General features: G+C 71.9%; 21 protein-coding genes and 2 pseudogenes. 12 read left to right on the top strand and 11 right to left on the bottom strand.

Annotated elements, in window-relative coordinates; genetic code table 11:
- Nucleotides 1–75 precede the first annotated feature (75 nt).
- Nucleotides 76–735: a response regulator transcription factor gene (locus J2N69_RS01175; protein ID WP_230899008.1), complete on the bottom strand. Its 660-nt coding sequence runs from the start codon at nucleotides 733–735 to the stop codon at nucleotides 76–78.
- 5 nt (nucleotides 736–740) lie between these two features.
- Nucleotides 741–1,961, bottom strand: coding sequence for a sensor histidine kinase (locus J2N69_RS01180; RefSeq protein WP_230899009.1), 1,221 nt, complete (start codon nucleotides 1,959–1,961; stop codon nucleotides 741–743).
- A 109-nt stretch (nucleotides 1,962–2,070) separates the two neighbouring features.
- On the opposite strand from J2N69_RS01180, the gene J2N69_RS01185 reads away from it, so the two are divergent.
- The 3 genes from J2N69_RS01185 (at nucleotide 2,071) to J2N69_RS01195 (ending at nucleotide 4,254) form a co-directional block, all read left to right on the top strand.
- Entirely contained in the window at nucleotides 2,071–2,994 is a 924-nt protein-coding gene (locus tag J2N69_RS01185; RefSeq protein WP_230899010.1) for an ABC transporter ATP-binding protein, read from the top strand.
- Between the two features lie 3 nt (nucleotides 2,995–2,997).
- A complete protein-coding gene (locus J2N69_RS01190) occupies nucleotides 2,998–3,735 on the top strand; it encodes an ABC transporter permease (protein ID WP_127909083.1) in 738 nt (245 codons plus the stop codon).
- Between the two features lie 201 nt (nucleotides 3,736–3,936).
- Nucleotides 3,937–4,254 (top strand): hypothetical protein, encoded by a 318-nt coding sequence (locus J2N69_RS01195; protein ID WP_230899011.1) that lies wholly within the window; start codon nucleotides 3,937–3,939, stop codon nucleotides 4,252–4,254.
- 301 nt (nucleotides 4,255–4,555) lie between these two features.
- Here the strand turns inward: J2N69_RS01195 and J2N69_RS01200 are convergent, their stop codons facing one another.
- A complete protein-coding gene (locus J2N69_RS01200) occupies nucleotides 4,556–5,971 on the bottom strand; it encodes an MDR family MFS transporter (protein WP_230899012.1) in 1,416 nt (471 codons plus the stop codon).
- Here J2N69_RS01200 and J2N69_RS01205 point away from each other — a divergent pair.
- The gene (locus tag J2N69_RS01205) at nucleotides 5,859–6,674 is read left to right on the top strand and encodes an erythromycin esterase family protein (protein ID WP_230899013.1); all 816 of its coding nucleotides are present in this window, start codon (nucleotides 5,859–5,861) and stop codon (nucleotides 6,672–6,674) included. The two genes, J2N69_RS01200 and J2N69_RS01205, sit on opposite strands and share 113 nt — an antisense overlap.
- A 9-nt stretch (nucleotides 6,675–6,683) precedes the next feature.
- On the opposite strand, the pseudogene J2N69_RS01210 reads toward J2N69_RS01205, so the two are convergent.
- Nucleotides 6,684–7,022, bottom strand: a pseudogene (locus J2N69_RS01210) (SAM-dependent methyltransferase); the annotation flags it as partial.
- A gap of 171 nt (nucleotides 7,023–7,193) precedes the next feature.
- Nucleotides 7,194–7,535 (bottom strand): helix-turn-helix transcriptional regulator, encoded by a 342-nt coding sequence (locus J2N69_RS01220; RefSeq protein ID WP_230899014.1) that lies wholly within the window; start codon nucleotides 7,533–7,535, stop codon nucleotides 7,194–7,196.
- 129 nt (nucleotides 7,536–7,664) lie between these two features.
- Between J2N69_RS01220 and J2N69_RS01225 the strand changes: the two genes are divergently transcribed.
- From J2N69_RS01225 to J2N69_RS01235, 3 genes are all read left to right on the top strand, one after another.
- Nucleotides 7,665–8,435 carry an ANTAR domain-containing protein gene (locus J2N69_RS01225; protein WP_230899015.1) on the top strand — a complete coding sequence of 257 codons (771 nt, stop codon included), beginning with the start codon at nucleotides 7,665–7,667 and terminating at the stop codon, nucleotides 8,433–8,435.
- 115 nt (nucleotides 8,436–8,550) lie between these two features.
- Entirely contained in the window at nucleotides 8,551–10,368 is a 1,818-nt protein-coding gene (locus J2N69_RS01230) for an RICIN domain-containing protein (RefSeq protein WP_230899016.1), read from the top strand.
- Nucleotides 10,369–10,443: 75 nt separating this feature from the next.
- The gene (locus J2N69_RS01235; protein WP_230899017.1) at nucleotides 10,444–12,270 is read left to right on the top strand and encodes an RICIN domain-containing protein; all 1,827 of its coding nucleotides are present in this window, start codon (nucleotides 10,444–10,446) and stop codon (nucleotides 12,268–12,270) included.
- A 30-nt stretch (nucleotides 12,271–12,300) separates the two neighbouring features.
- Here the strand turns inward: J2N69_RS01235 and J2N69_RS01240 are convergent, their stop codons facing one another.
- The 4 genes from J2N69_RS01240 to J2N69_RS01255 form a co-directional block, all read right to left on the bottom strand.
- On the bottom strand, nucleotides 12,301–13,464 hold the full coding sequence (locus tag J2N69_RS01240) for an oxygenase MpaB family protein (RefSeq protein WP_230899018.1): 1,164 nt from the start codon (nucleotides 13,462–13,464) through the stop codon (nucleotides 12,301–12,303).
- Nucleotides 13,465–13,490: 26 nt separating this feature from the next.
- The gene (locus tag J2N69_RS01245; protein WP_230899019.1) at nucleotides 13,491–14,543 is read right to left on the bottom strand and encodes a polyprenyl synthetase family protein; all 1,053 of its coding nucleotides are present in this window, start codon (nucleotides 14,541–14,543) and stop codon (nucleotides 13,491–13,493) included.
- Nucleotides 14,536–14,820 (bottom strand): polyprenyl synthetase, encoded by a 285-nt coding sequence (locus tag J2N69_RS01250; RefSeq protein WP_230899020.1) that lies wholly within the window; start codon nucleotides 14,818–14,820, stop codon nucleotides 14,536–14,538. Before J2N69_RS01250 ends, J2N69_RS01245 begins: the two co-directional genes overlap by 8 nt.
- A 172-nt stretch (nucleotides 14,821–14,992) precedes the next feature.
- Entirely contained in the window at nucleotides 14,993–15,229 is a 237-nt protein-coding gene (locus J2N69_RS01255; RefSeq protein ID WP_230899021.1) for a hypothetical protein, read from the bottom strand.
- Between J2N69_RS01255 and J2N69_RS01260 the strand changes: the two are divergent.
- A pseudogene (locus J2N69_RS01260) lies at nucleotides 15,216–15,416 on the top strand (hypothetical protein); the annotation flags it as partial. The gene J2N69_RS01255 and the pseudogene J2N69_RS01260 overlap by 14 nt on opposite strands.
- A gap of 26 nt (nucleotides 15,417–15,442) precedes the next feature.
- On the opposite strand, the gene J2N69_RS01265 reads toward J2N69_RS01260, so the two are convergent.
- Together J2N69_RS01265 and J2N69_RS01270 are read right to left on the bottom strand one after the other, a co-directional pair.
- Nucleotides 15,443–16,564, bottom strand: coding sequence for a tetratricopeptide repeat protein (locus J2N69_RS01265; protein WP_230899022.1), 1,122 nt, complete (start codon nucleotides 16,562–16,564; stop codon nucleotides 15,443–15,445).
- Complete coding sequence (locus J2N69_RS01270; protein ID WP_230899023.1) at nucleotides 16,561–17,892, bottom strand: ATP-binding protein; 1,332 nt, start codon at nucleotides 17,890–17,892, stop codon at nucleotides 16,561–16,563. Before J2N69_RS01270 ends, J2N69_RS01265 begins: the two co-directional genes overlap by 4 nt.
- A gap of 196 nt (nucleotides 17,893–18,088) precedes the next feature.
- Here J2N69_RS01270 and J2N69_RS01275 point away from each other — a divergent pair, with 196 nt between their 5' ends.
- The 4 genes from J2N69_RS01275 to J2N69_RS01290 all read left to right on the top strand — a co-directional run bounded on the left by J2N69_RS01275 (nucleotide 18,089) and on the right by J2N69_RS01290 (nucleotide 20,302).
- Entirely contained in the window at nucleotides 18,089–18,520 is a 432-nt protein-coding gene (locus J2N69_RS01275; RefSeq protein WP_230899024.1) for a hypothetical protein, read from the top strand.
- A gap of 41 nt (nucleotides 18,521–18,561) precedes the next feature.
- Nucleotides 18,562–19,053 (top strand): hypothetical protein, encoded by a 492-nt coding sequence (locus J2N69_RS01280; protein WP_230899025.1) that lies wholly within the window; start codon nucleotides 18,562–18,564, stop codon nucleotides 19,051–19,053.
- Between the two features lie 52 nt (nucleotides 19,054–19,105).
- Complete coding sequence (locus tag J2N69_RS01285) at nucleotides 19,106–19,573, top strand: hypothetical protein (RefSeq protein ID WP_230899026.1); 468 nt, start codon at nucleotides 19,106–19,108, stop codon at nucleotides 19,571–19,573.
- Between the two features lie 108 nt (nucleotides 19,574–19,681).
- A complete protein-coding gene (locus tag J2N69_RS01290; protein WP_127911488.1) occupies nucleotides 19,682–20,302 on the top strand; it encodes an L-threonylcarbamoyladenylate synthase in 621 nt (206 codons plus the stop codon).

Below are 20,302 nucleotides of genomic sequence, written 5' to 3' on the forward strand. Positions count from 1 at the left end.
GGCGCGGTTCTGTCACCGGACTACATGGACAAGTGCCCCTGCGCACGCCCCTTGGGGCTGCGGCGGTCGGTGCCGCTACGTGTCCGCGCCCGCGGTGATGAAGCCGGACTCGTACGCCGTGATCACGGCCTGGACGCGGTCGCGCGCGCCGAGCTTCGCCAGCACCGCGCTCACGTGCGTCTTCACCGTCTCGGTGCCCAGGTGCAGTTCGGCGGCGATCTCCGCGTTCGTCAGGCCGCGCGCGACGGCCCGCAGCACCTGGCCCTCGCGTTCGGTGAGCGCGGCCTTGGCCAGGGCGCTGCGCGCGGACGCGTTGCCGTGGGCGACGGCGAGGGAGCGCAGCGCGGGCGGGAAGAGCAGCGACTCGCCTTCGGCGACGATCCGCACGGCGTGCACGATCTCGGTGGGCCGGGCGCGCTTGAGGAGGAACCCGTCGGCGCCGGCGCGCAGCGCCCCGTAGACGTACTCGTCCTCCTCGAACGTGGTGATGACGAGGATTCTCGGCGGGTCCGCGACCGTCCGCAGCACGGCCTTGGTCGCCTCGATGCCGTCCATCAGGGGCATGCGTACGTCCATGGCGACGACGTCCGGCCGCACCTTCCCCACCAGGGGGATGACGGCGGCGCCGTCCGCCGCCTCGCCGACGACCTCGATGTCGGGCTGCGCCTCCAGGATGGCGCGCAGTCCGGCGCGTACGAGCGCGTCGTCGTCGACGAGCAGGACAGTGATCGGCATGCGGATCACTGTAACGGCAGGCTGACGTGCACCCGCCACACTCCGTCGTCCGGTCCGTACGCGGCCGCACCACCGAGCAGGACGGCCCGCTCGCGCAGTCCGCGCAGCCCCGTGCCGCCGCCGGGGGACGCGGCGGGCTCGGCCGGCTGCTTGTTGCGCACCTCCAACTCCAGCCAGTCGTCGAGGACTTCGACGCGTACGCTCACCGGGACCGGGCCCGCGTGCCGCAGTACGTTGGTCAGGCACTCCTGCAGCATGCGGTAGCCCTCGCGCGAGACGGGGCCGGGTACGGCGCCGAGGTCCCCGCCGATGTGGGCGCTCACCTCGGCCCCGGCGCCGCGCGCCGACTCCACCAGCCGTCCGGCGTGCGCGAGCGTGGGCCGCTGCGCCGTCGGGTCGGCGTCCTCGCGCAACAGCCGCAGCACGCGGTCGAGTTCGGTGAGGGCCTCGCGTCCGGTGTCCTCGATGGCGGCCAGCGCCCGGTCGGTGAACTCCGGTGTCCCGGCCGCACGGGCCGCGCCCGCCTGCACCACGGCGATGGTGAGCGCGTGGCCGATGGTGTCGTGCAGTTCACGGGCGAGCCGGGTGCGCTCCAGCAGCCGCTCGGTCCGCGCCTCCAGTTCCGCGAGCCGTTCCGCCGGTGAGGGGCCAAGGAGCCGGGGCGCGAGGCCGGCCATCAGCGTGCCGGCGCCCCAGACGACGGCGACCAGCACGGCGCCGGACACGGGCGCGAGCAGCGGGTACCACCAGCCCCATCGCCCGGGCAGCAGCACGGGCCCCGCACCGAACGGCGGCCACAGGGAGGGCATCAGCAGCCCCAGCGTCAGCACGAGGCCGTTGAGCGTGACGACGGTGGCCCCGAAGCCGAGCCACAGCCGCAGCGTCAGCCAGACGAACACCCGCCACCGGTCGCCCCACGACTTCGAGGGCGAGCCGGCGATCTCCGGCGCCGGATGCTCGTGCGGTGCCTGCGGTCCGGGGTAGAGCAGCAGCCGCGCCTGCATCGCCTCGGCGACCCGGGTGCCGGGGACGGACGCGGCGAGCGCGAGCAGCGGGAGCGGCACGAAGAGCAGCAGCAGCCACATGCCCGCACTGGGGTCCGTGAGGCCCGGGAAGGCGACCCCGACCACGACGACGGCGGCCACCGCACCCATGAACAGGTGCAGCCACCGGGTGTAGGTGACCGCGCGCGACAGAGGCCGCACCAGCCGCCAAAAACTGCTCATGAACGCCATGGTCCCAGCGGCGCACGGGAGTTGCCTCCCCCACGTGGGGGAGGGCTTTCCCTCCGCCGGGGGAAGCGGGCACGTGGCGGCGAACGGCAGTGTCGTCACCATGACAGCCATCGATGTGAAGGACCTGACCAAGGTCTACGGGCAGGTGCGGGCGGTCGACCACCTCACCTTCTCCGTCCGGCCCGGCCAGGTCACCGGGTTCCTCGGCCCCAACGGCGCGGGCAAGTCGACCACCATGCGTCTCATTCTCGGCCTCGACCGGCCCAGTTCCGGGACGGCGACGATCGGCGGCCGGCCGTTCACGCGGCTGGCCGAGCCGCTGCGGCATGTGGGGGCCCTGCTCGACGCCCAGGCGCCGCACGGTTCCCGCACCGCCCGCAGCCACCTCCTGGCCCTCGCCGCGAGCAACCGCATCCCGGACCGGCGGGTGGACGAGGTCCTCGAACTGACGGGTATCGCGAGCGCGGCCTCCCGACGGGTGAAGACGTTCTCCCTCGGCATGCGCCAGCGCCTCGGCATCGCCGCGGCCCTGCTCGGCGACCCGCAGGTGCTGCTGCTGGACGAGCCGTCGAACGGTCTGGACCCGGAGGGCATCATCTGGATTCGCGAGCTGATGCGCGGTCTCGCGCGGGAGAACCGCACCGTGCTGGTCTCCAGCCATCTGATGGGGGAAACGGCATCCTTCGCCGATCACCTGATCGTCCTGGGCAAGGGCAGGCTGCTGGCGGACACGCCGACGAAGGACTTCATCGCGGCCCGGATCAAGCCGCGTGTCCGGGTCCGTACGACGGAGCCCGCACGGCTGCGCGAGGTGCTGCTGCGGCACGGCCACACCCCCGTCGACTCGGACGACGGCCGCATCCTGATCGACGACGCCCGGATCGAGGCGATCGGGCCGCTCGCCGCCCAGGAAGGCATCGTTCTGCTCGAACTCGCCTCCGAGGAGGCCACGTTGGAACAGGCCTATCTCGATCTCACCGCCACCGCCACGGAATTCACCGCACGCGCCCCGCAGGAGGCCTGAACCATGTCCACCGCAGCCGTACTCCGCTCCGAGTGGATCAAGATCAGGACCCTGCGCGGGACCGCGTGGTCGCTGCTCGCCGTCTTCCTGCTCACGGCGGGCTTCGCCATCGCGGCCAACGCGGCGATCGGCGACTCCGAGGCGGACAGCGCCGACTTCGACGCCCTCTTCTCCGTCTTCCTCGGCCTCAACCTCGGCCAGATCGCGGCGATCTCCTTCGGCACGATGGCCATGTCGTCCGAGTACCAGGGCGGAGCCATCCGCGCGTCGCTGACGGCGGTCCCGAACCGGGGCCTGTTCTACGCGGCGAAGCTCGCGAACGTGGCGGGGCTCGCCCTGGCGATGGGCCTGGTGACGACGTTCGTGTCGTTCCTGGGCGGCAGCGCCTTCCTGGGCGACGCGGCGCTGAGCCTCGGTGACGGGGACGCGCTCCGCGCCTGCCTGGGCGGGGCCGTCTACCTCGCGCTGATGGCGCTCTTCGCGGCCGGCCTGACGGCGGTGCTGCGCAGCGGCCTCGCCGTGCTGAGCATCCTGATCCCGTTCATCCTCATCGTCTCCATGATTCTGGGCGAGACGTCGGGTTCCCTCGCCGACTACCTCCCCGACCGCGCCGGCCAGCAGGTCCTGTACGTGGACCCGCCCAGCGACCTGGCGCCGTGGGCGGGCCTCGGGGTGACGGCGCTGTGGACGGGCGCGGCGGTGCTGGCGGGGTGGTGGTCGCTGCGCCGCAGGGACGCGTAGGTCGCGCGGGGCCCGGTCGGGCGGTCGGGCGTGCGACGCGGTGCCACACCCGCCCCGCAGCAGTGGAGACCCCATTGGTCGGAGAAGAGGATGAGCCGCCTATGGCGCCGTCGGCGTGGTCTCCGCGGGCCATCGCAACCGCACGGGGGCGAAGTCGGCTCTTCTCCCGCACATCCACCCGCTGCCGGTGAGGAGACCGACGTGACCGCCATCGCCTTCGAACACCCCACGCCCCAGGCTTTCGTGGACCTCTACGCCGCCCATTCGGCGGAGGTCACCTGGCCCGCCCCGGCCGGGCCCGAGCAGGACATGGACTACCTGCTGCCACCGCCGAACGCCGCCGAGCGCCTTCACGCCCCGATCGCCCCGCGCGATGCGCGCCGCCTGGATCTGCTCGCCGCTCTGACGGCGGCCGGCATCCCACCGCGCCCCGAGGACCGCGCCGCCATCGACCAGCTCAGCGCCCTGCCCGTGGAGATCAACGCCACCCTGCGGCGCTGGCTGCACCACACCATGTGAGACCAGCACATGCATGAGGGGCCCGTCCGCGCTGTACGCGGACGGGCCCCTGTCGAGCGCTGGGCAGGCCTTGCACCTGCATTTCCCCGCGGGAAGCGGGGCGTCTTTCCTTGGACCACCAACGCATCGCCGGCCACCGTGACTTGCTGCGACCAGGTCAAGATCGACTATACCCCATGGCCGCCAGCGGCGGCGCCCCCGGCCCCCGGCTGCCGCGGGGGGGTGTGCGCGACCACCGGCGAGGCCGAAAGGTTGTCGCCGCGACACCTCCCCGAGCGCCGCGCCCGAAGGCCCGGCTCGCTCAGTCGTCCGCCGACGCCGCGGCCGGATGCCCGCGTTGCAGCGTCAGCGTGAGCACCAGGGCCGCGACGATCAGGCCCGCCACCCACCAGAACGTGTGGCTGAAGTCCGCGGGCGTGGCGTCGTCGTGCGCCCCCGCCTGACTCGTCAGCACCACGGCGAAGAGAGCCGTGCCGAACGAACCGCCCACGCGCTGCAGGATGTTCACGGCCGTCGTGGCCCGCGGTATCGACGCCTTCGGCAGTCCGCCCTGGAAGACGGCGGCCATCAGCGGGCCGACGCACAGCCCCACGCCCGCGCCGCGCACCGCCAGCGCGGCCAGCAGGAGCCACATCGGCGGGTCGGCGGGCAGCTGCGTGTACACGAGCGTGCCCAGCGCGAGCAGGCCGAGGCCGCCCAGCATGGCCGGCCGGGGGCCCAGCTTGTCGGCCAGGGAGCCGCCCAGGAACACCATCAGCAGCAGGCCGATGCCCTGGGGCGCCACCTCAAGGCCCGCCTGGAGCGCCGAATGGCCCCTGGCCTGCTGGAAGTAGAGCGGGAAGAGATAGACCGCGCCGAAGAAGAAGCCGCCGTACACCAGCATGATCGCGGCCAGCGTCCGGAACCAGCGGGTGGAGAAGAGCCGCAGGTCGATGACGGGAGGGTGGGGGGTGGTGCGGGCGTGCACCACGTAGCCCGCCAGGAGTACGGCGCCCGCGGCGACCGGGACCAGTACCGCCGTCGTGCCGTCGGCCACCCGGGAGACGCCGAAGACCAGCAGGGCGAGTCCCGGGGAGAGCATCAGCAGGCCTCGGAGGTCGAGGCGCGCCTCGCGCTGGGGCTCGTCGGGCGGGAGGAGACGGGCCGCCAGCACGCCGGCGATCAGGCAGATGGGCAGGTTGAGGTAGAAGATCCAGCGCCAGGTCGTCGTCTCCACCAGCAGACCGCCGAGGGTCGGGCCGATGACGGAGGCGAACTGGGTGGGGATCGTCACCAGGGCCATGATCCGGCCCACCCGGGAGGGGCCCGCCGCGCGGGCCAAAACGGCTTGGGCGATCGGCACGATCATGCCGCCGCCGAACCCCTGGAGCACGCGGGAAGCGATCAAGGAAGGAGCGGACCAAGCAATTCCGCAAAGGAGCGAGGCGCCGAGAAAAAGGCCCATCGCCGTCAGCCACATGGTCCGGGCGCCGAAACGGTCGACGGCCCAGCCGGTCATCGGAATTACCGTCGCGATTCCCAGGAGATAGCCGGTGATAATCCATTGGATCGTCTCAATCGGAGTGTTGAATTCCGAACGAATACTGTCCAGTGCCAGCGAAACGATGGTCGCGTCCAAAGCGGCCGCGAACGTGCCCGCGGCCGTGAGAGCGCCCAGCACCAGCAGTGACCGGTCCAGTCGCGCATCGACCTGCTCGGAAGTGTCCGCACTGGTCACACGCGTCCTCCATTGGTCGGATCTACGGCATTGGAGCGCCGAACGGCGGCAGAATGCCGTCGCGGCGCGGCGGGCACTGGAGCTGGTGACCGCCGCGCGGGGCGCGGACAGCGAGGCGTACGCGTGGGCGGTGCAGCACGCCCGGAACATCGCGCAGACCTTCGCGTTCGCCGCCGTCGATGCTACCGACCCGGCCTCGGTGACGGCGGCGGAGCACCTCCGTGACCGGGCGATGGCCGACAACGTCGCCTGGTGGCACCGCCGGACGGGTGGCAAGGTGCTGTTGTCCGCGCACAACGGCCACGTCGGCTTTCTCTCCACGCACCCGCGGATGTACCCCAAGACGCAGGGGTCCTGTCTGCGTGACGCCCTCGGCGGGAAGTACGTGGCCATCGGCTTCACCTTCGCCGGTGGCTCCTTCCTCACCAAGGACATCTCCCTCGGCGGCGACTGGAGGAAGATCACCGTGCCGCCCGCCACGCGCGGGATGAACGAACACACCCTCGACCAAGTGCGCCACCGCGACTACTACGTGGACCTGCGCGCCGCCCCGCCCACGGCACGCGCCTGGCTGAACACGGCCCGCCCCACCTATGACGCCGGCTCGGTGTTCGAGCCCGACGCGCTGCCCACGCTCGCCCTGGGCCGGGCCTACCACGTCCTGATCCACCTGCACCGCGTCCGCGAGGCCGAAAAGCTCTGAGCGGCCGGCTCACATCCGAGGGCCGGGGCCGGTCCGCCAGACGAAGACGTCCGTGCTCGGCCCCCGTTCGGAGAACCGGCCCCGCGGGGAGGCCTGCCGCAGCAGCTCCCGCAGGGCCGCCCCGAACTCCTCGCGGCGCGGGCCGAAGAGGTGCGGGGCCGAAAACGACATACACCAACGCCTGACCGCCCGGCACGACATGGCGCCGCGGGCCGGAGAACCCCGCCCCGGTGAGGATTTCCCTCTCACCACTCGGCAGCCCCGCGTCAACACCCCTTGACCGGCCCGCCTCACCGGTCCGAGGTAACGTCGCACCAGCTCGTCGATCTCCGCGTACGGCAATGCTGGCCCACTTGTTCGGCGGGGTCATGGGCGTGGCCCACAAGACACGGTGGTCGCAGGCGGCGACCACCGGGGACCTGCTCCGGCCCGGCGGCGCGCTCGTGCACCTGTCCGATGCGAGGACCGGGTCGCGCGGCGTCGACGGGCTCCCGCACCCAGCGGTCCCTACGGGTCCCGTCAGGCCGTGGCGTGCGGCCGGTTGCCCGCGTCGGTGCGGTCGGCCTCGTCGCGGGCCAGGAGTGAGAGCAGGGACGCCACGGCCAGCCCGGACTCCGCCGGGTGACGCAGCACCTTGCTGGGGTCGATCCGGTAGGTGTTGGTGCGTCCCTCCCTCGTGTGGGAGAGATAACCGTCCTGCTCCAGGTCCGCGATGATCTTCTGCACCGCGCGTTCGGTGAGTCGGCAGTGTGCGGCAATGTCGCGGATGCGGGCGTTGTGATCGTCCGCGATCGCTGCCAGCACCCGCGCGTGGTTGGTGATAAACGTCCATCCGGTGTGTGGCTCGGGCACTCCATCCATGCCCCAACTCTAGCGACTCGCCATACGCGTTTTCAAAAACACGTACTACATTTCCGGTATTAGTTGACGTGTGTACGCCGCGCCCGGCAGCCTGGGGGCGGCGGTAGGCGATGACGAGAGGGAGAGGCCATGCCGGAGCCTGCACAGTCTGAGCGTTCCCTCGTGGGGCAGGGCGGCGGGACACGGGTGGCGCTGCCGCCGATGTCGTCCCCGTCGTCCTTCGAGACGGTGGCGGACAGTGACGACCGGATCACGCTGGCGCTGCGCGGGGATCTCGACCTGGAGGCCGGTCGCACGCTGCGGCCCGGCCTGAACCAGGCCCTCGGCAGTCCGGCCCGCGCCGTCGAGCTGGACCTGAGCGGGGTGGGGTTCTGCGACTGCTCCGGCCTGAACCTCCTGCTCGGCCTGCGGCAGCGGGCCCTGCTCCTGGGCAAGGCCGTCCGCATCACCGCCGGGAGCCCGGCGGTCGACCGCATCCTGGACCTGACCGGCACCCGTTACCTCTTCACTCCCGAGGGGCAGGAGAACGGCCCCGCACCGGCGGCGGCCGATGACCCGGACCGGGACGAGGAGTCCGGCCAGGATCTGCGGACCGTCGTCGCCCAGCTGCGCAGGGCCATGCAGACGCGGCCCACCATCGACCTGGCCCGGGGCATCCTGATGTCCTCCTTCAGCCTGAGCCCCGAGGCGGCCTGGGAGGTGCTGGTCACGGCCTCGCAGAACACCAACACGAAACTGCACCGCCTGGCCGGCGACCTGGTCGGCACCGTCCAGGGGAGCACCCTGCCGGAGGGCGTCCACCGGCAGCTCGTGGACGCCGTCAGCAAGACCCACTCGGCCCGCGCGGCGCCCGTGCCCGACGGAGCCGGCCCCTCCGTCCCCTCGCGGAACACCCGTTGACCTGCCGGCGCGGGCCGTGCCACCGCTCGGGGCGGTACGGCCCGCGTCCGACGTGTCAGCGCCATGTCAGCGCCGCCCGGCAGGCTGCCGCGCACCAGCGGGAAGGACGAGGTCCATGCGCCAGCAGCGATGGCGGTACCGGGTGTTCGCAGCACTGGCCGCGGTGTGGGGCGTCGCGGCGGCCTCGGTCGGCCTGGGCGCCCCGGCAGCCCACGCCGCCTCGGCGGTGAACGTGATCGCCGTACACAGCGGCAAGTGCCTGGAGGCCAAGGACTCCTCGCAGTCCTCCGACGCGCCGGTCCTCCAGGCCGACTGCGCGGGGCAACCCGGCGCCGAGTGGTACGTGCGCGAGTCCTCGACCGGCGGCCACACGATCCACATCGTCAACGCGCACAGCGGCCACTGCCTGACCGTGCCCGGCCCGGCCTCCGCGCGCGTGGGGACCCAGACCCGCCAGGGGACGTGTTCCGTCACCGCGGGGGCCGATTTCCGCCTCGTGGACACCGGCACCGCGTACATCCGGATACAGGCCGCCGCGCCCGCCCCGGCCCTCTGCCTCGATGTCGCCTCGGGGTCGCACGCGTCGGGCGTACCCCTGCAACTCGGCACCTGCGACGGGCAGTCCGGCACCGGCTTCGCGCAACGGGCTCCGCGCGTCGGCAACGACACGCCACTGGACCCGCTGCCGCCGGGCACTCCGACCGCGCCTCCCGAGCGGGTCAGCGTCACCTCGGGCGGCGCCCAGACGAAGCCCGCCTCCGACGCCCACGGCGCTTCGGCCGTCAGCGCGGACGGACGCCGCGTCACCTTCGTCTCCCACGCGGCGGACCTGGTGCCGGGCGACACCAACGGCTACAGCGACGTGTTCGTCCGCGACCTCCAGACCGGCACCACCCAGCGCGTCAGCGTCACGGACAGCGGCGGCCAGGGCAACTCCGGTTCGTCCGAGCCGTCCATCAGCGCCGACGGACGCCACGTCGCCTTCGAGTCCGGCTCGTCCAACCTGGTGCCCGGTGACACCAACAACTCGGGGGACGTGTTCGTACGCGACCTCCAGACCGGCACCACGCAGCGCGTCAGCGTCGCGAGCGGCGGCGGCCAGGGCGACTTCGGGGCGTCCGAGCCGTCCATCAGCGCCGACGGACGCCACGTCGCCTTCGAGTCCTTCTCCACCAGCCTGGTGCCGGGCGACGTCAACAACGAGTGGGACGTCTTCGTGCGGGACCGGCAGTCCGGCACCACCCAGCGCGTCAGCGAGACCGGAGAAGGGAACGACGGCTACGACAACTCGACCTCGCCCGCCATCAGTTCGGACGGCGGCCACATCACCTACCTCTCCAACTCGGCACGCCTCGTCCCGGGCGACACCAACAACCAGCACGACGTCTTCGTCTGGGACAGGCAGTCCGGCACCACCGAACGCGTCAGCGTCGCCGGCAACGGCAGCGAGGGCAACGGATACGCCTCCGACCCGTCGATCAGCTCGGACGGCCGTCACGTCTCCTTCGCCTCCCACGCGTCGAATCTGGTGACGGGCGACACCAACGGCAAGCAGGACGTCTTCCTGCGGGACCGGCGCACGGGCACGACCGAACGCGTCAGCCTCTCCGGCGGTGGCGGCCAGGGCAACGGCTACGCGACCGCTCCCGTGGTCGGCGGCGACGGCCGGTACGTCGCCTTCACGTCCGGCGCGACCAATCTGATCCTGCGCGACACCAACGGCGTGGCGGACGTCTTCGTACGGGACCGCGAGACGGGCGCCACCCATCGCGTCAGCACCTCCGGCAGCGGGATCGAGGCGGACGGCCTGTGCGGCTCGCCGTCGATGAGCGGTGACGGGCGCTCCGTCGCCTTCGCCTCCGCCGCGGCCAACCTGGTGAGCGGGGACACCAACGGCCGCCCCGACGTCTTCGTCCGCCGCATCGCTCCCTAGCGCCGCTGTCCGGCGCCGCCCCTTCGCCCGTCGTCGCCCGCCTCGCAGAGTCGTTACCGTAAAAGGAGTCTGGTCGTGCGTCAGCTCGTGTGGTCGCGTCGGATGCGGTTACTGGTCGTCCCGTGGACGGCGGTGGTGGCGATGGCCTCGGTGGGCCTGAGCGCTCCGCGGGCTCACGCGGCCTCGGCGGTGAACATCGTCGCCGTGCACAGCGGCAAGTGCGTGGAGACCGAGGACTCCTCGCAGTCTCTCGACGCACCGGTCGTCCAGGCGGACTGCACCGGGCAGCCCGGCGCGGAATGGTATCTGCGCGAGTCCCCCACGGGCGGCGGCACCCACCAGATCGTCAACGCCCGGAGCAACCACTGTCTGGTCGTCCCCGACCCGGGTGCCGCCGGTGTCGGCACGCGGACGCGCCAGGGCGGGTGCACCGCGGCGGCCGGCGCCGACTTCCGTCTCGTCGACAGCGGAGCCGAGCACGTCGGGCTCCAGGCCGCCGCCCCCTCCCCCGCCCTGTGCCTCGACGTCACATCGGGCTCCCACGCGTCGGGTACACCTGTCCAACTCGCCCAGTGCTACGGGCAGTCGGGCAGCGGCTTCGTCCAACGGGCTCCCCGGGCGGGGAACGAGACCGCCCTCGACGCCCCGCCCGTGCTGCCTCCCGCCACCGTGGCCGAGCGGGTCAATGTCGCCTCCGGTGGCGCCCAGACGTCCATGCAGTCGATGGACAGCGCGCCGGTCCTCAGCGGCGACGGGCGGTACGCGGCCTTCACCTCCGACGCGGCCTCCCTCGTACCCGGCGACAAGAACCTCGCGCCGGACGTCTTCGTGCGCGACCGGTCGGCGGGCACCACCGAGCGGGTCAGTCTGACCGACGGGGACGCCGAGAGCGACCCGGCCGAGTGGTCCGACGAGCCGTCGATCAGCGGCGACGGACGGTACGTCGCCTTCGAGTCCGTGGCGCGCGCCCTGGTGAACGGTGACACCAACGGCCAGCGGGACGTCTTCGTGCGGGACCGCGTCGCCGGCACCACGCAGCGCGTCAGCGTCGCGACCAACGGCACCCAGGGCAACAGCTGGTCGTTCGCCCCGTCGGTCAGCGCCGACGGCCGGTACGTGGCGTTCACCTCGGGCGCGTCCAACCTCGTGGCCGGGGACACCAACGGGGCCGACGACGTCTTCGTCCACGACCGGCAGACCAGGACCACGCAGCGCGTCAGCGTCGCGAGCGGTGGCGCGCAGGGCAACGCCGAGTCGACGACGCCGTCCCTGAGCGCCGACGGGCGGCACGTGGCCTTCACCTCGGCGGCGTCCAACCTCGTGGCGGGGGACACCAACGGGGCGGAGGACGTCTTCGTACGTGACCTGGGGTCCGGCACCACGCAGCGCGTCAGCGTGACGGGCGCCGGGGCGCAGGGCGACCGCGGCTCGTCGTGGCCCTCGCTCAGCGCCGACGGCCGCCATGTCGCGTTCTCCTCCAGTGCCGCCAACCTGGTGTCCGGCGACACCAACGGGCGCATCGACGTGTACGTACGGGACCGCCAGGCGGGGACCACGCAGCGGGTGAGCGTCGCCGACAACGGCACGCAGGGCGACGGGCACTCAGGGGGAGCATCGGTCAGTGCCGACGGACGGCACGTCGCGTTCTCCTCCAGCGCCACCAACCTCATCGCCCGGGACGCCAACGCCGTGGGTGACGTCTTCGTCCACGACCGTCAGACCGGGAAGACACAGCGCGTCAGCACCGCTTATGCCGACGGCGGGGACGGTGACCACTACTCGTCGGAGGCGTCCCTCAGCGCCGACGGCCGCCTCACCGTCTTCTCCTCCGTCGCCTCGGACCTCGTACCCGGCGACACCAACGCCACATACGACGTGTTCGTGCGGCGCAGCGTCGCCTGACATACCGGCGGTGTCACCCGCACGCTGCCGCTATCCGCTGATGGTGGCCGGGGGCGGGGTCCAGCGGCTGGTGGGCGGCACGGCACTGCTGACGCCGAACTCCTTCTTGAGCTGTTCGGGGATGGCGTAGTGCATGACGCGGCCGCGGGTCAGCGCGCTGAGTTCGAAGAGGGTGGTGAAGTGGCCGAGACGGTCCAGGGCCCAGGCTCCGAAGGGGGAGCTGTCCTCGATCGTCTCGAGGACGTTGAGCAGGGCGGGCGCGGCCTTGACCGCCGTGTCCCACGGCGTGCGGGGCACTTGGAGCCAGTCGGCGCAGGTGTCGCCGATGAGGTAGCGGATGAGAGCGCCGACGACGGGGTCGAAGAAGGTGCCGGGGACGACTTCTTCGTAGAGGTCGATGAGTTGGCGGGTGAGCTGGGCGCCTTCCTCGGACGGGCCCATGTGCCGGGTCATGTACAGATCGGAGAACTCCCTGGCTGTCCGCAGATCCTTGGGTACGTGGTCCTGGTCGATGCCGAGCATGGCGCCGACGACCCGCCAGGCGTAGTAGTAGGCGTCGGCGCCTTCGTTGCTCATGTGGATGCCGAGGCGATGCAGGGCGTCGAGGACCTGGATGGAGAACATCATCTGGCCTCCGATCATGTCCTCCTGACAGATCGGGGTGCCGAGGCCGGCGATGTCCCAGCGGCCCTCGCGCGCGAGGTGGTGGCGGATGGAGGCGTGCAGCAGGCGGACCTTCTGGGCGGCCGGGATGAAGCGGCTGCCGGCTTCGAAGGCGTCGGGCTGCATGAGGTAGACGGTGAACTGGCCCGTCTCGGCCATCCGCTTGGACGGGTATTTCAGCGAGTGGGTGGCCGACAGGAGTTTCGCGACGTGCGGCAGGACGTAGCAGGCGGGCATGGAGGCGAAGGACAGGGCGGTGGAGATGTGCACGTTGTTGTCGATGAAGAACAGCCGGGCCTTCTCCATCTCGCCCCAGTCCACCCAGGCCGGCGGCGTGCTGGTCTCGTGCAGGTACTCGCGGGCCACGGCCGGCAGGCCATCGGGCAGTTCCTGGCCGACGGTGGAGACGTACCGCATGAGGGTGTTGAACGTGCCGACCTCGCCGCGCTCGAACAACGTCGACACGGTCGCGTCGGCCAGTTCGTCGCCGGCCGACCGCAGCGCCTCCATGGATGCTTGGGTGTACGTCATCGGTGCTGCTCCCAGGGGTGCGGCGGTCAGTGGTGGCGGGCGGTGGCGAAGGTCGCCAGGCCGGACAGGGCGTGGTGCGCTTGCGCGGGCAGATTGGCGTCGGCCAGAGCCTCGTGCGCTTCGCGCAACCGGGCGGTGATCATGTCTTCGACGCGGGCGACGGCTCCGGTGCGGCGAGCGATCTGCCGGACCCGCTCCACCTGTGTCTCGCTCAGTTGTCCCTGCCCCAGCAGACGGCGCAGTTCGCGGCGTTCACCCGGGGCGGCGGACCGCAGGGTGTGGGCCATCAGGGCGGTGGGCCGGTTGCCGGACAGGTCGTCGGCGGGGTCCTTTCCGGTGCGTACCGGGTCACCGAACAGGCCCAGCAGGTCATCGCGCAGCTGGAACGCCTCGCCCAGCGGCAGGCCGTAGCCGCTGTAGGCCTCCAGCAGCCGCGGCGGGGCGCCGGCCAGGAGGCCGCCCATGTGCAGAGGGTGTTCGACGGTGTACTTGGCGGTCTTGTAGCGGATGATTTTCACCGAGGCCTCCGGGTCCGGCTCGCCGCCGGTGCCAAGGATCTCCAGACACTCCCCCGCCACCAACTCCCGGGCCAGCACCGCCCACAGCGGCCGGGCTCTGTTCAGGTAGGCCCCTGGCAGGCCGCAGCCGGTGAACAGCTGCCCGGCCAGCGCCATCAGCAGATTGCCCGTCAGCATGGCCAGGGCCCGGGCGCCAGCTTTCGGCCGCGCACGGTCGGGCAGCGCCTGGCACAGGGCGATGTGTGCGGTGGGGCGGCCGTGCCGGGTACGGCTGCGGTCGATCAGGTCGTCATGGACGACGGCGGCCGCGTGCACCAGCTCGACCGCGGCGGCGGCGCGTACCAGGGCCTCGTTGTCGGGCTGGCCGGTCCCGAGCCAGCCCCAGTAGCAGAACACCGCCCGGAACCGTTTGCCGTGCTCCGTCGCCGCCCGCAGCTGCTCGGCGACCGGCGCCAGGGAGGCGTCGATGTCGGCCAGCGCCTGTGCCTCAGCGCTGACGAACTCGTCGAGGACCTGGTCGATGCGCTTCTTCAGTAAGGCGTGCTCGTCCAGTTCACTCACGGCCGCTCTCCGCCCGGGTGCGAGCGGTGACGGTACGCGCGAGGACCTCCAGGTGGGCCGGCGGCGGGGCCGCGTACCGGGCCAGGACCAGGCGGCCGCGCGCCTTGGCCTCCTCCTGGCCGTCGGCCAGCAGATCCCCCAGGTCGGCTCGGCGCAGCAAGCCGCCGACGCCGCCGAGGGCGCTGCTCAGCCCGCAGACCGCCAGATCGGCGAGGCCGGCCACCAGAGCCGCCGCGTCTTCGGTCAGGCCCGGCTTGCGGCCGTCTTGATGTGTCACAGCACGTCCCCCTGCATGCGATGCCCGCCCCGGCTCCGGCCAGTTGGCGCGCAGCAGGGTTCCGACGGTGTTCGGCACGGTGCGCTTCGAGTGTGAGCGCCGAGCACCCCCCATGCGGCCCATATGCACTATCGAGTGATCTTTCTGCAAAAGCACCACTCTTCCGAAAATCTCAGTACCGGCAGCAGCCGTGCGCGGTGCCCACGATCCGCGCGGTCTGCTTCGGGGTGGTGCCGAGTTCCTTCATCGTCGTCTTCGCCTGGTCGGCGAGCGCCTGACCTCGGGCGGCGCAGAAGGCGTTGCCGCGCCTGAGGAGCGTGTCATCGACGAGGTCCACCATGTCCGGGCAGTGGTCCCGGATGCTCTTGAGGTAGAGCTTGGCCAGGATGCCCGTCAGCGACTTCCGCACCGCCGACCCGGCGACGCTCGCCGCCTTCAAGGAGGCCCTCGGCGCCGACCTCACCGACGACGAGTTCCGCGCGTTCCTCCTCAACACCTTCCAGGTCGACGTCCGCACCCTGGAGAGCGGCCACCTGCGCTGGCTCGTCCATCCCCGGCCGGCCGCCGAACTCCTCGCGGGGCTCGCGGAGTCCTGAGGAGGGGGGCCGGGCCGCCCGGTCGGCTAGCGGGCCTTCTTCTTGTCGAACCAGATGGTCGCCGCCGTCGGCACGAGTCCGGCCCAGAACAGGAGTTGCGGCACGGCCCGGTCCGTCCACGGGATCTCGGCGATCAGTAGGGCGCACACCATGGCCCAGCCCGCCTGGGCCAGGACGACGCGGGCCCAGCGGCCGCGGCGTACCAGGGAGCGGACGTGGAGCTGGACGCCCGCGCGAAGCCTGCGGTAGCGGCGCCATGCCCCGAAGGCCCAGATCACGGCCATGATGAACAGGAACCACAGGCGCTGGCCGACGGGGATGGGCAGTTCCGGGGCGGGCCGGTCGTCGGCGGGGAAGACGTCGACCATGGCGCCCGCCAGGACGACGCAGAGCACCGCGAGCCAGCGCGTGCCGCGCAGCAGGCGGTAGGTGGCGTGGTCCAGTTCCCGGCGCATGGACGGGGATTCGGGGTCCGCGGCGAGCGCGTCCGCGTACAGCTCGGTGGCCCGCGCGGCCCCGACGCCCGGTGCCCGCGCCGCCTTCCTCGTCTGGCGGGCGAGGGCCTCGGCGTGGTGGGGGTCGATGCGGAGGATGGCCTCGTCGAGCATGTCGGAGACCGTGCCGTTGCCGGCCGTGGCGGCGATGCGGTGCGCGATCTCGTGGGCGTAGACGTCCTCGGGGCCGAGCCGGAGGGCCTCCATCGCCAGGTCGGCGGCCTCGCGGGTGACGCGGTCGGCGGCCTCGGGGGTGAGCTGCCCGGGGCCGCTCTCGCGGGCGTACCGGACCAGCGCCTCGCGCCACACGGCGTCGGCGAGCATGGCGTGCGCGAACGAGTCGTCGGGCGCGACGCGGATCAGCTCCCGCAGCACGGGCTGGACCTTCAGCCAGCCGTTGTCGTGCGTCATCGCCTGGGCGCGCAGCCGCAGCGCGCCGTAGTCCTCGGGCGCCAGTTCGAGGGCCGCGTCGGCCGCCGCCAACGCCTGTTTCGGCTGTTCGGTGTTGAGGTGGCAGTAGCCGATCTTGACCCAGGCGCGTACGTCGCCGGGGTCCTCCGCGAGGCGGCGTGCCAGGAGGGTCCGGGCCTGGTCGTAGCGCTTGAGTTCGATCAGCGCCTGGGCCTGGTCGAGGGTGGGGTTCGTCGTGCTCACAGCTTCCGCTTCTTCTTCAGGTAGGCGACCAGGTCGTCGTACGTGCCGCCCTCGTTGGCGTACATGGCGACGTTCCGTGCGGAGGCGAACCACGGCTCCGTCGAGGGCACGGTCTGACGCGCGGCGGCGAGCAGGTCCCGCATGCCGATCATGCGGACCGTGCCGGTGCGCGCCGAGTCGAGCAGGGCTTTCTCGGCCGCGGCCTCGCACAGGTGGGCCAGGTCGGCGCCGGACAGGCCGTCGGTGGCCTTGACGAGCTTGCCCAGGTCGACGTTCTCGACGGGGCGTTCCTTCAGGTGGTAGCGGAGGATGCTCTCGCGCGCGGGCGCGTCGGGCGGCAGGACGAGCAGCGTGCGGTCCAGGCGTCCGGGGCGGCGCAGGGCGATGTCCACGTCCCAGGGGGCGTTGGTGGCGGCGAGCACGAACACACCGTCGTTGGCCGCGGAGTCGATGCCGTCCAGCTCGGTCAGGAGCTGGTTGACGGTGTTGCGCATTCCGCTGTGCTGGGTGCGGCTGCGCTTGGCGCCCAGCGCGTCGAGTTCGTCGAGGAAGACGACGCAGGGTGCCTGGCGGCGGGCGGTCTGGAAGATCTCGTGCATGTTGCGCTCGGAGTTGCCGATCCACATGTCGAGGACGTCGTTGACCGACACGGAGAGGAAACCCGCCCCGAGTTCACCGGCGATGGCCCGGGCGATGAAGGTCTTGCCGCAGCCGGGCGGCCCGTACAGGAGGAGGCCGCCGCGCAGGCTCTTGCCGTACAGCTTGCGCAGTTCGGGGTTGCGCATGGGGGCGAGGAACGCCGCCTCCAGCCGCTCCTTGACCTCCCGCATGCCGCCGACGTCCGCCAGGCGGATCGTGCCCGGGGTGTCCACGTCCCAGGCGGCTGCGTCCCCGGGGTCACCGCTGCCCTCGGTGGTCAGGGGTGCCTCGACGAAGCGGGGCGGGATCACGTCACCCACCTGGTCGGCGGCGGCCCGCCAGTCGAAGGCGCCGGTGCGGGGGTCGGGGACGGGGTGGTCCGTGGGAGGGGTGGGCGCGGAAGGCTGGTCCACGGCGGGCGCGGAAGGCTGGTCCGCTGCATGGGTGGAAGGTTGGCCCGCGGCGGGGGCGGGTGCGGGCACGAAAGCGCCCATCGCGCGGGCCATCAGCGCCCGGGCCTCGCCGTCGCCCGGCGCGTGCTGCAGCGCGACGGCCACCTCCGCGACCGCGGCGTCCGCCTGCCCGGCCTCCAGCAGCAAACCGGCCAAATGCAGCCGTAGCGGTACGTCGGTGGGGGCCGACGCAACGGCCGTGCGCAAGCTTCGTATCAGGGGGGAATCCTCGGACATGCGGCTACCTTATGTACCCGTCGTGCCTGGTCCGGAGCCGGGCCACGGGTGCCTCGACCGCATCGGCCGCGGCCCGGTCGGATCAGTCAGCGCGCCGTCAGTGGCCCCCGTCAGACTTCGGCCATCAAAGCGATGCACCGGGATGTACAGGGATGTACACGGATTCTCAGGGATGCACAGAAGGGCGGGAGTTTCGATGAGGCGAAGTACCGGTGGTGCGCTGCTCGCGGCGGCAGTCGCCGCGACGGGCCTGCTGAGCACGGCGGCCGTCCCGGCCCACGCCGGGGGCGCGACCACGGCGTGCGTCATGCGCGAGGGCAGTGCGCACACGGACTGGACGGGGATGACGTGGGACGCGGACATCCTGTGCGACAACGCGCCCGGTGACGTACGCCTCCAGTCGTTCAAGGACAGCCCGGTGGTCGGCCGGATGGTGACGACCCGCAGTTGGTTCGTCTGCTGGAAGGTCGGTGACCCGCACGCCGGGGGCAACAACATCTGGTACTACACCCAGGCCGACGAGGTCGTCTCGCGTCCGACGGCGCAGGGGTGGGGCTACATGCCCGCGGTGATGCTGGAGACGCCGCAGGACCCGGTTCCGGGCCTGCCCAAGTGTTCGTGGGGGTGACCAAGATGCCGGGAATGCCGGGGATGCCGGGGATGACGAGCGTGACGCGAAGGACCGGAGCGTCGAGCGGTGGGACGTCGGGGCCGCGGGGCCGGCTCGGCGGAGGACTCCGTGTCGCCGGGGCCGCGCTGGCCGCGGCGATGGCCGCGATGTGCCTGCCCGGGACGGCCGGCGCGGCGGACGCGCAGGACGCGGCGGGGCCGGTCTGCCACGTCCGTGAGGGTGTGCGGCACACCGACATCAACGGACGCACGTACACCAAGGACTTGTACTGCGAGAACGCGGTGGCCGACGTCTTCGCCACCCCGGAGGTCTACGGAACGGTCATCGCCAAGCTGAAGACGTCGCCGAGCTGGTTCGTGTGCTGGGAGAGCGGTGACCTGCACCAGGGCGGCAACCGCATCTGGTACTACACGCAGGGCGACGAGGTGACCAACTGGCCGCTGTGGAAGGGCTGGGGGTACGTGCCGGCGTTCCGCATCGAGACCGAGCCCGACCCGTTCCCGGGCGTACCGGCCTGCCTGCCCAGCTGACCCACTGCCCCGCCCGCCCCCGATCCGCCCATCGACTCCCAGGAGTGAACTCATGGCCCTTTCCCAGGTGATACGACGCGGCCGTACCGTCGCCGCGGCCCTCGTCCTCGCGGCGGCGGCCGCCGTGCCCGCCACCGCCCCGGCCTCGGCGGCGGCCTCCACCACCGCCACGCCGGCCGCCGACGAGGTGACCTGTGTCCTGCGGCCCGGCGTGGTCCACAAGGACACGCTCGGGAACACCTTCACCGGTGACCTGTACTGCGCCAACGCCCCGGGCGACCTGTACGGCCGTCCGGCCTTCGACGCCCCCGTGACCGGGCGCCTGAAGACCACCCAGAGCTGGTTCGTGTGCTACTCGATCGGCGAGGCGCACAAGGGCGGCAACAACGTCTGGTACTACACGCAGGGCGACGAGGCCGTGAACCTGCCCGGCATCCAGGCCTGGGGCAACATGCCCGCGAGCAGCGTCCTCACGAGCACCGACCCGTTCCCCGGCCTGCCGCGCTGCCCCTGGCACTGACCGTGGGCCGGGCCCAGCACCGGCCACGGCCGGAGGGGAGGAGCGGCACGCCGGGCGCCTGACGCGGGGGCCCGCGGCCCGTGCCCTCTGATCACCTAGAATCGGCCAATGGCGAAGTACTTCGACGTGCACCCCGACAACCCCCAGCGGCGCAGCATCACGAGCGTGGTCGACAGCATCCGCTCCGGCGCGCTCATCGCGTACCCGACGGACTCCTGCTACGCGCTGGGATGCCAGCTCGGCAGCCGCGACGGCATCAACCGCATCCGGACGATCCGCGACCTCGACGAGCGCCACCACTTCACCCTCGTGTGCCAGAACTTCGCACAGCTGGGTCAGTTCGTCCATCTCGACAACGACGTGTTCCGTGCCATCAAGGCCACCACTCCCGGCCGCTACACGTTCATCCTGCCGGCGACCAAGGAAGTCCCCCGCCAACTGCTCCACCCGAAGAAGAAGACCGTCGGGGTCCGCATCCCCGACCACACGGTCACCCAGGCGCTCCTCGCCGAACTCGGCGAACCCCTGCTGTCCAGCACCCTTCTGCTGCCCGAGGAGGACGAGCCGCTCACCCAGGGCTGGGACATCAAGGAGCGGCTCGACCACGTCGTGGACGTCGTCCTCGACTCGGGTGACTGCGGCACCGAGCCCACCACCGTCATCGACTTCTCCGGCGGAGAGGCCGAGGTCGTGCGCCACGGCGCGGGCGACGCCTCACGCTTCGAGTAG

Origin of the sequence: Streptomyces huasconensis (assembly GCF_021028635.1) — a bacterium.
GTDB lineage: Bacteria > Actinomycetota > Actinomycetes > Streptomycetales > Streptomycetaceae > Streptomyces > Streptomyces huasconensis.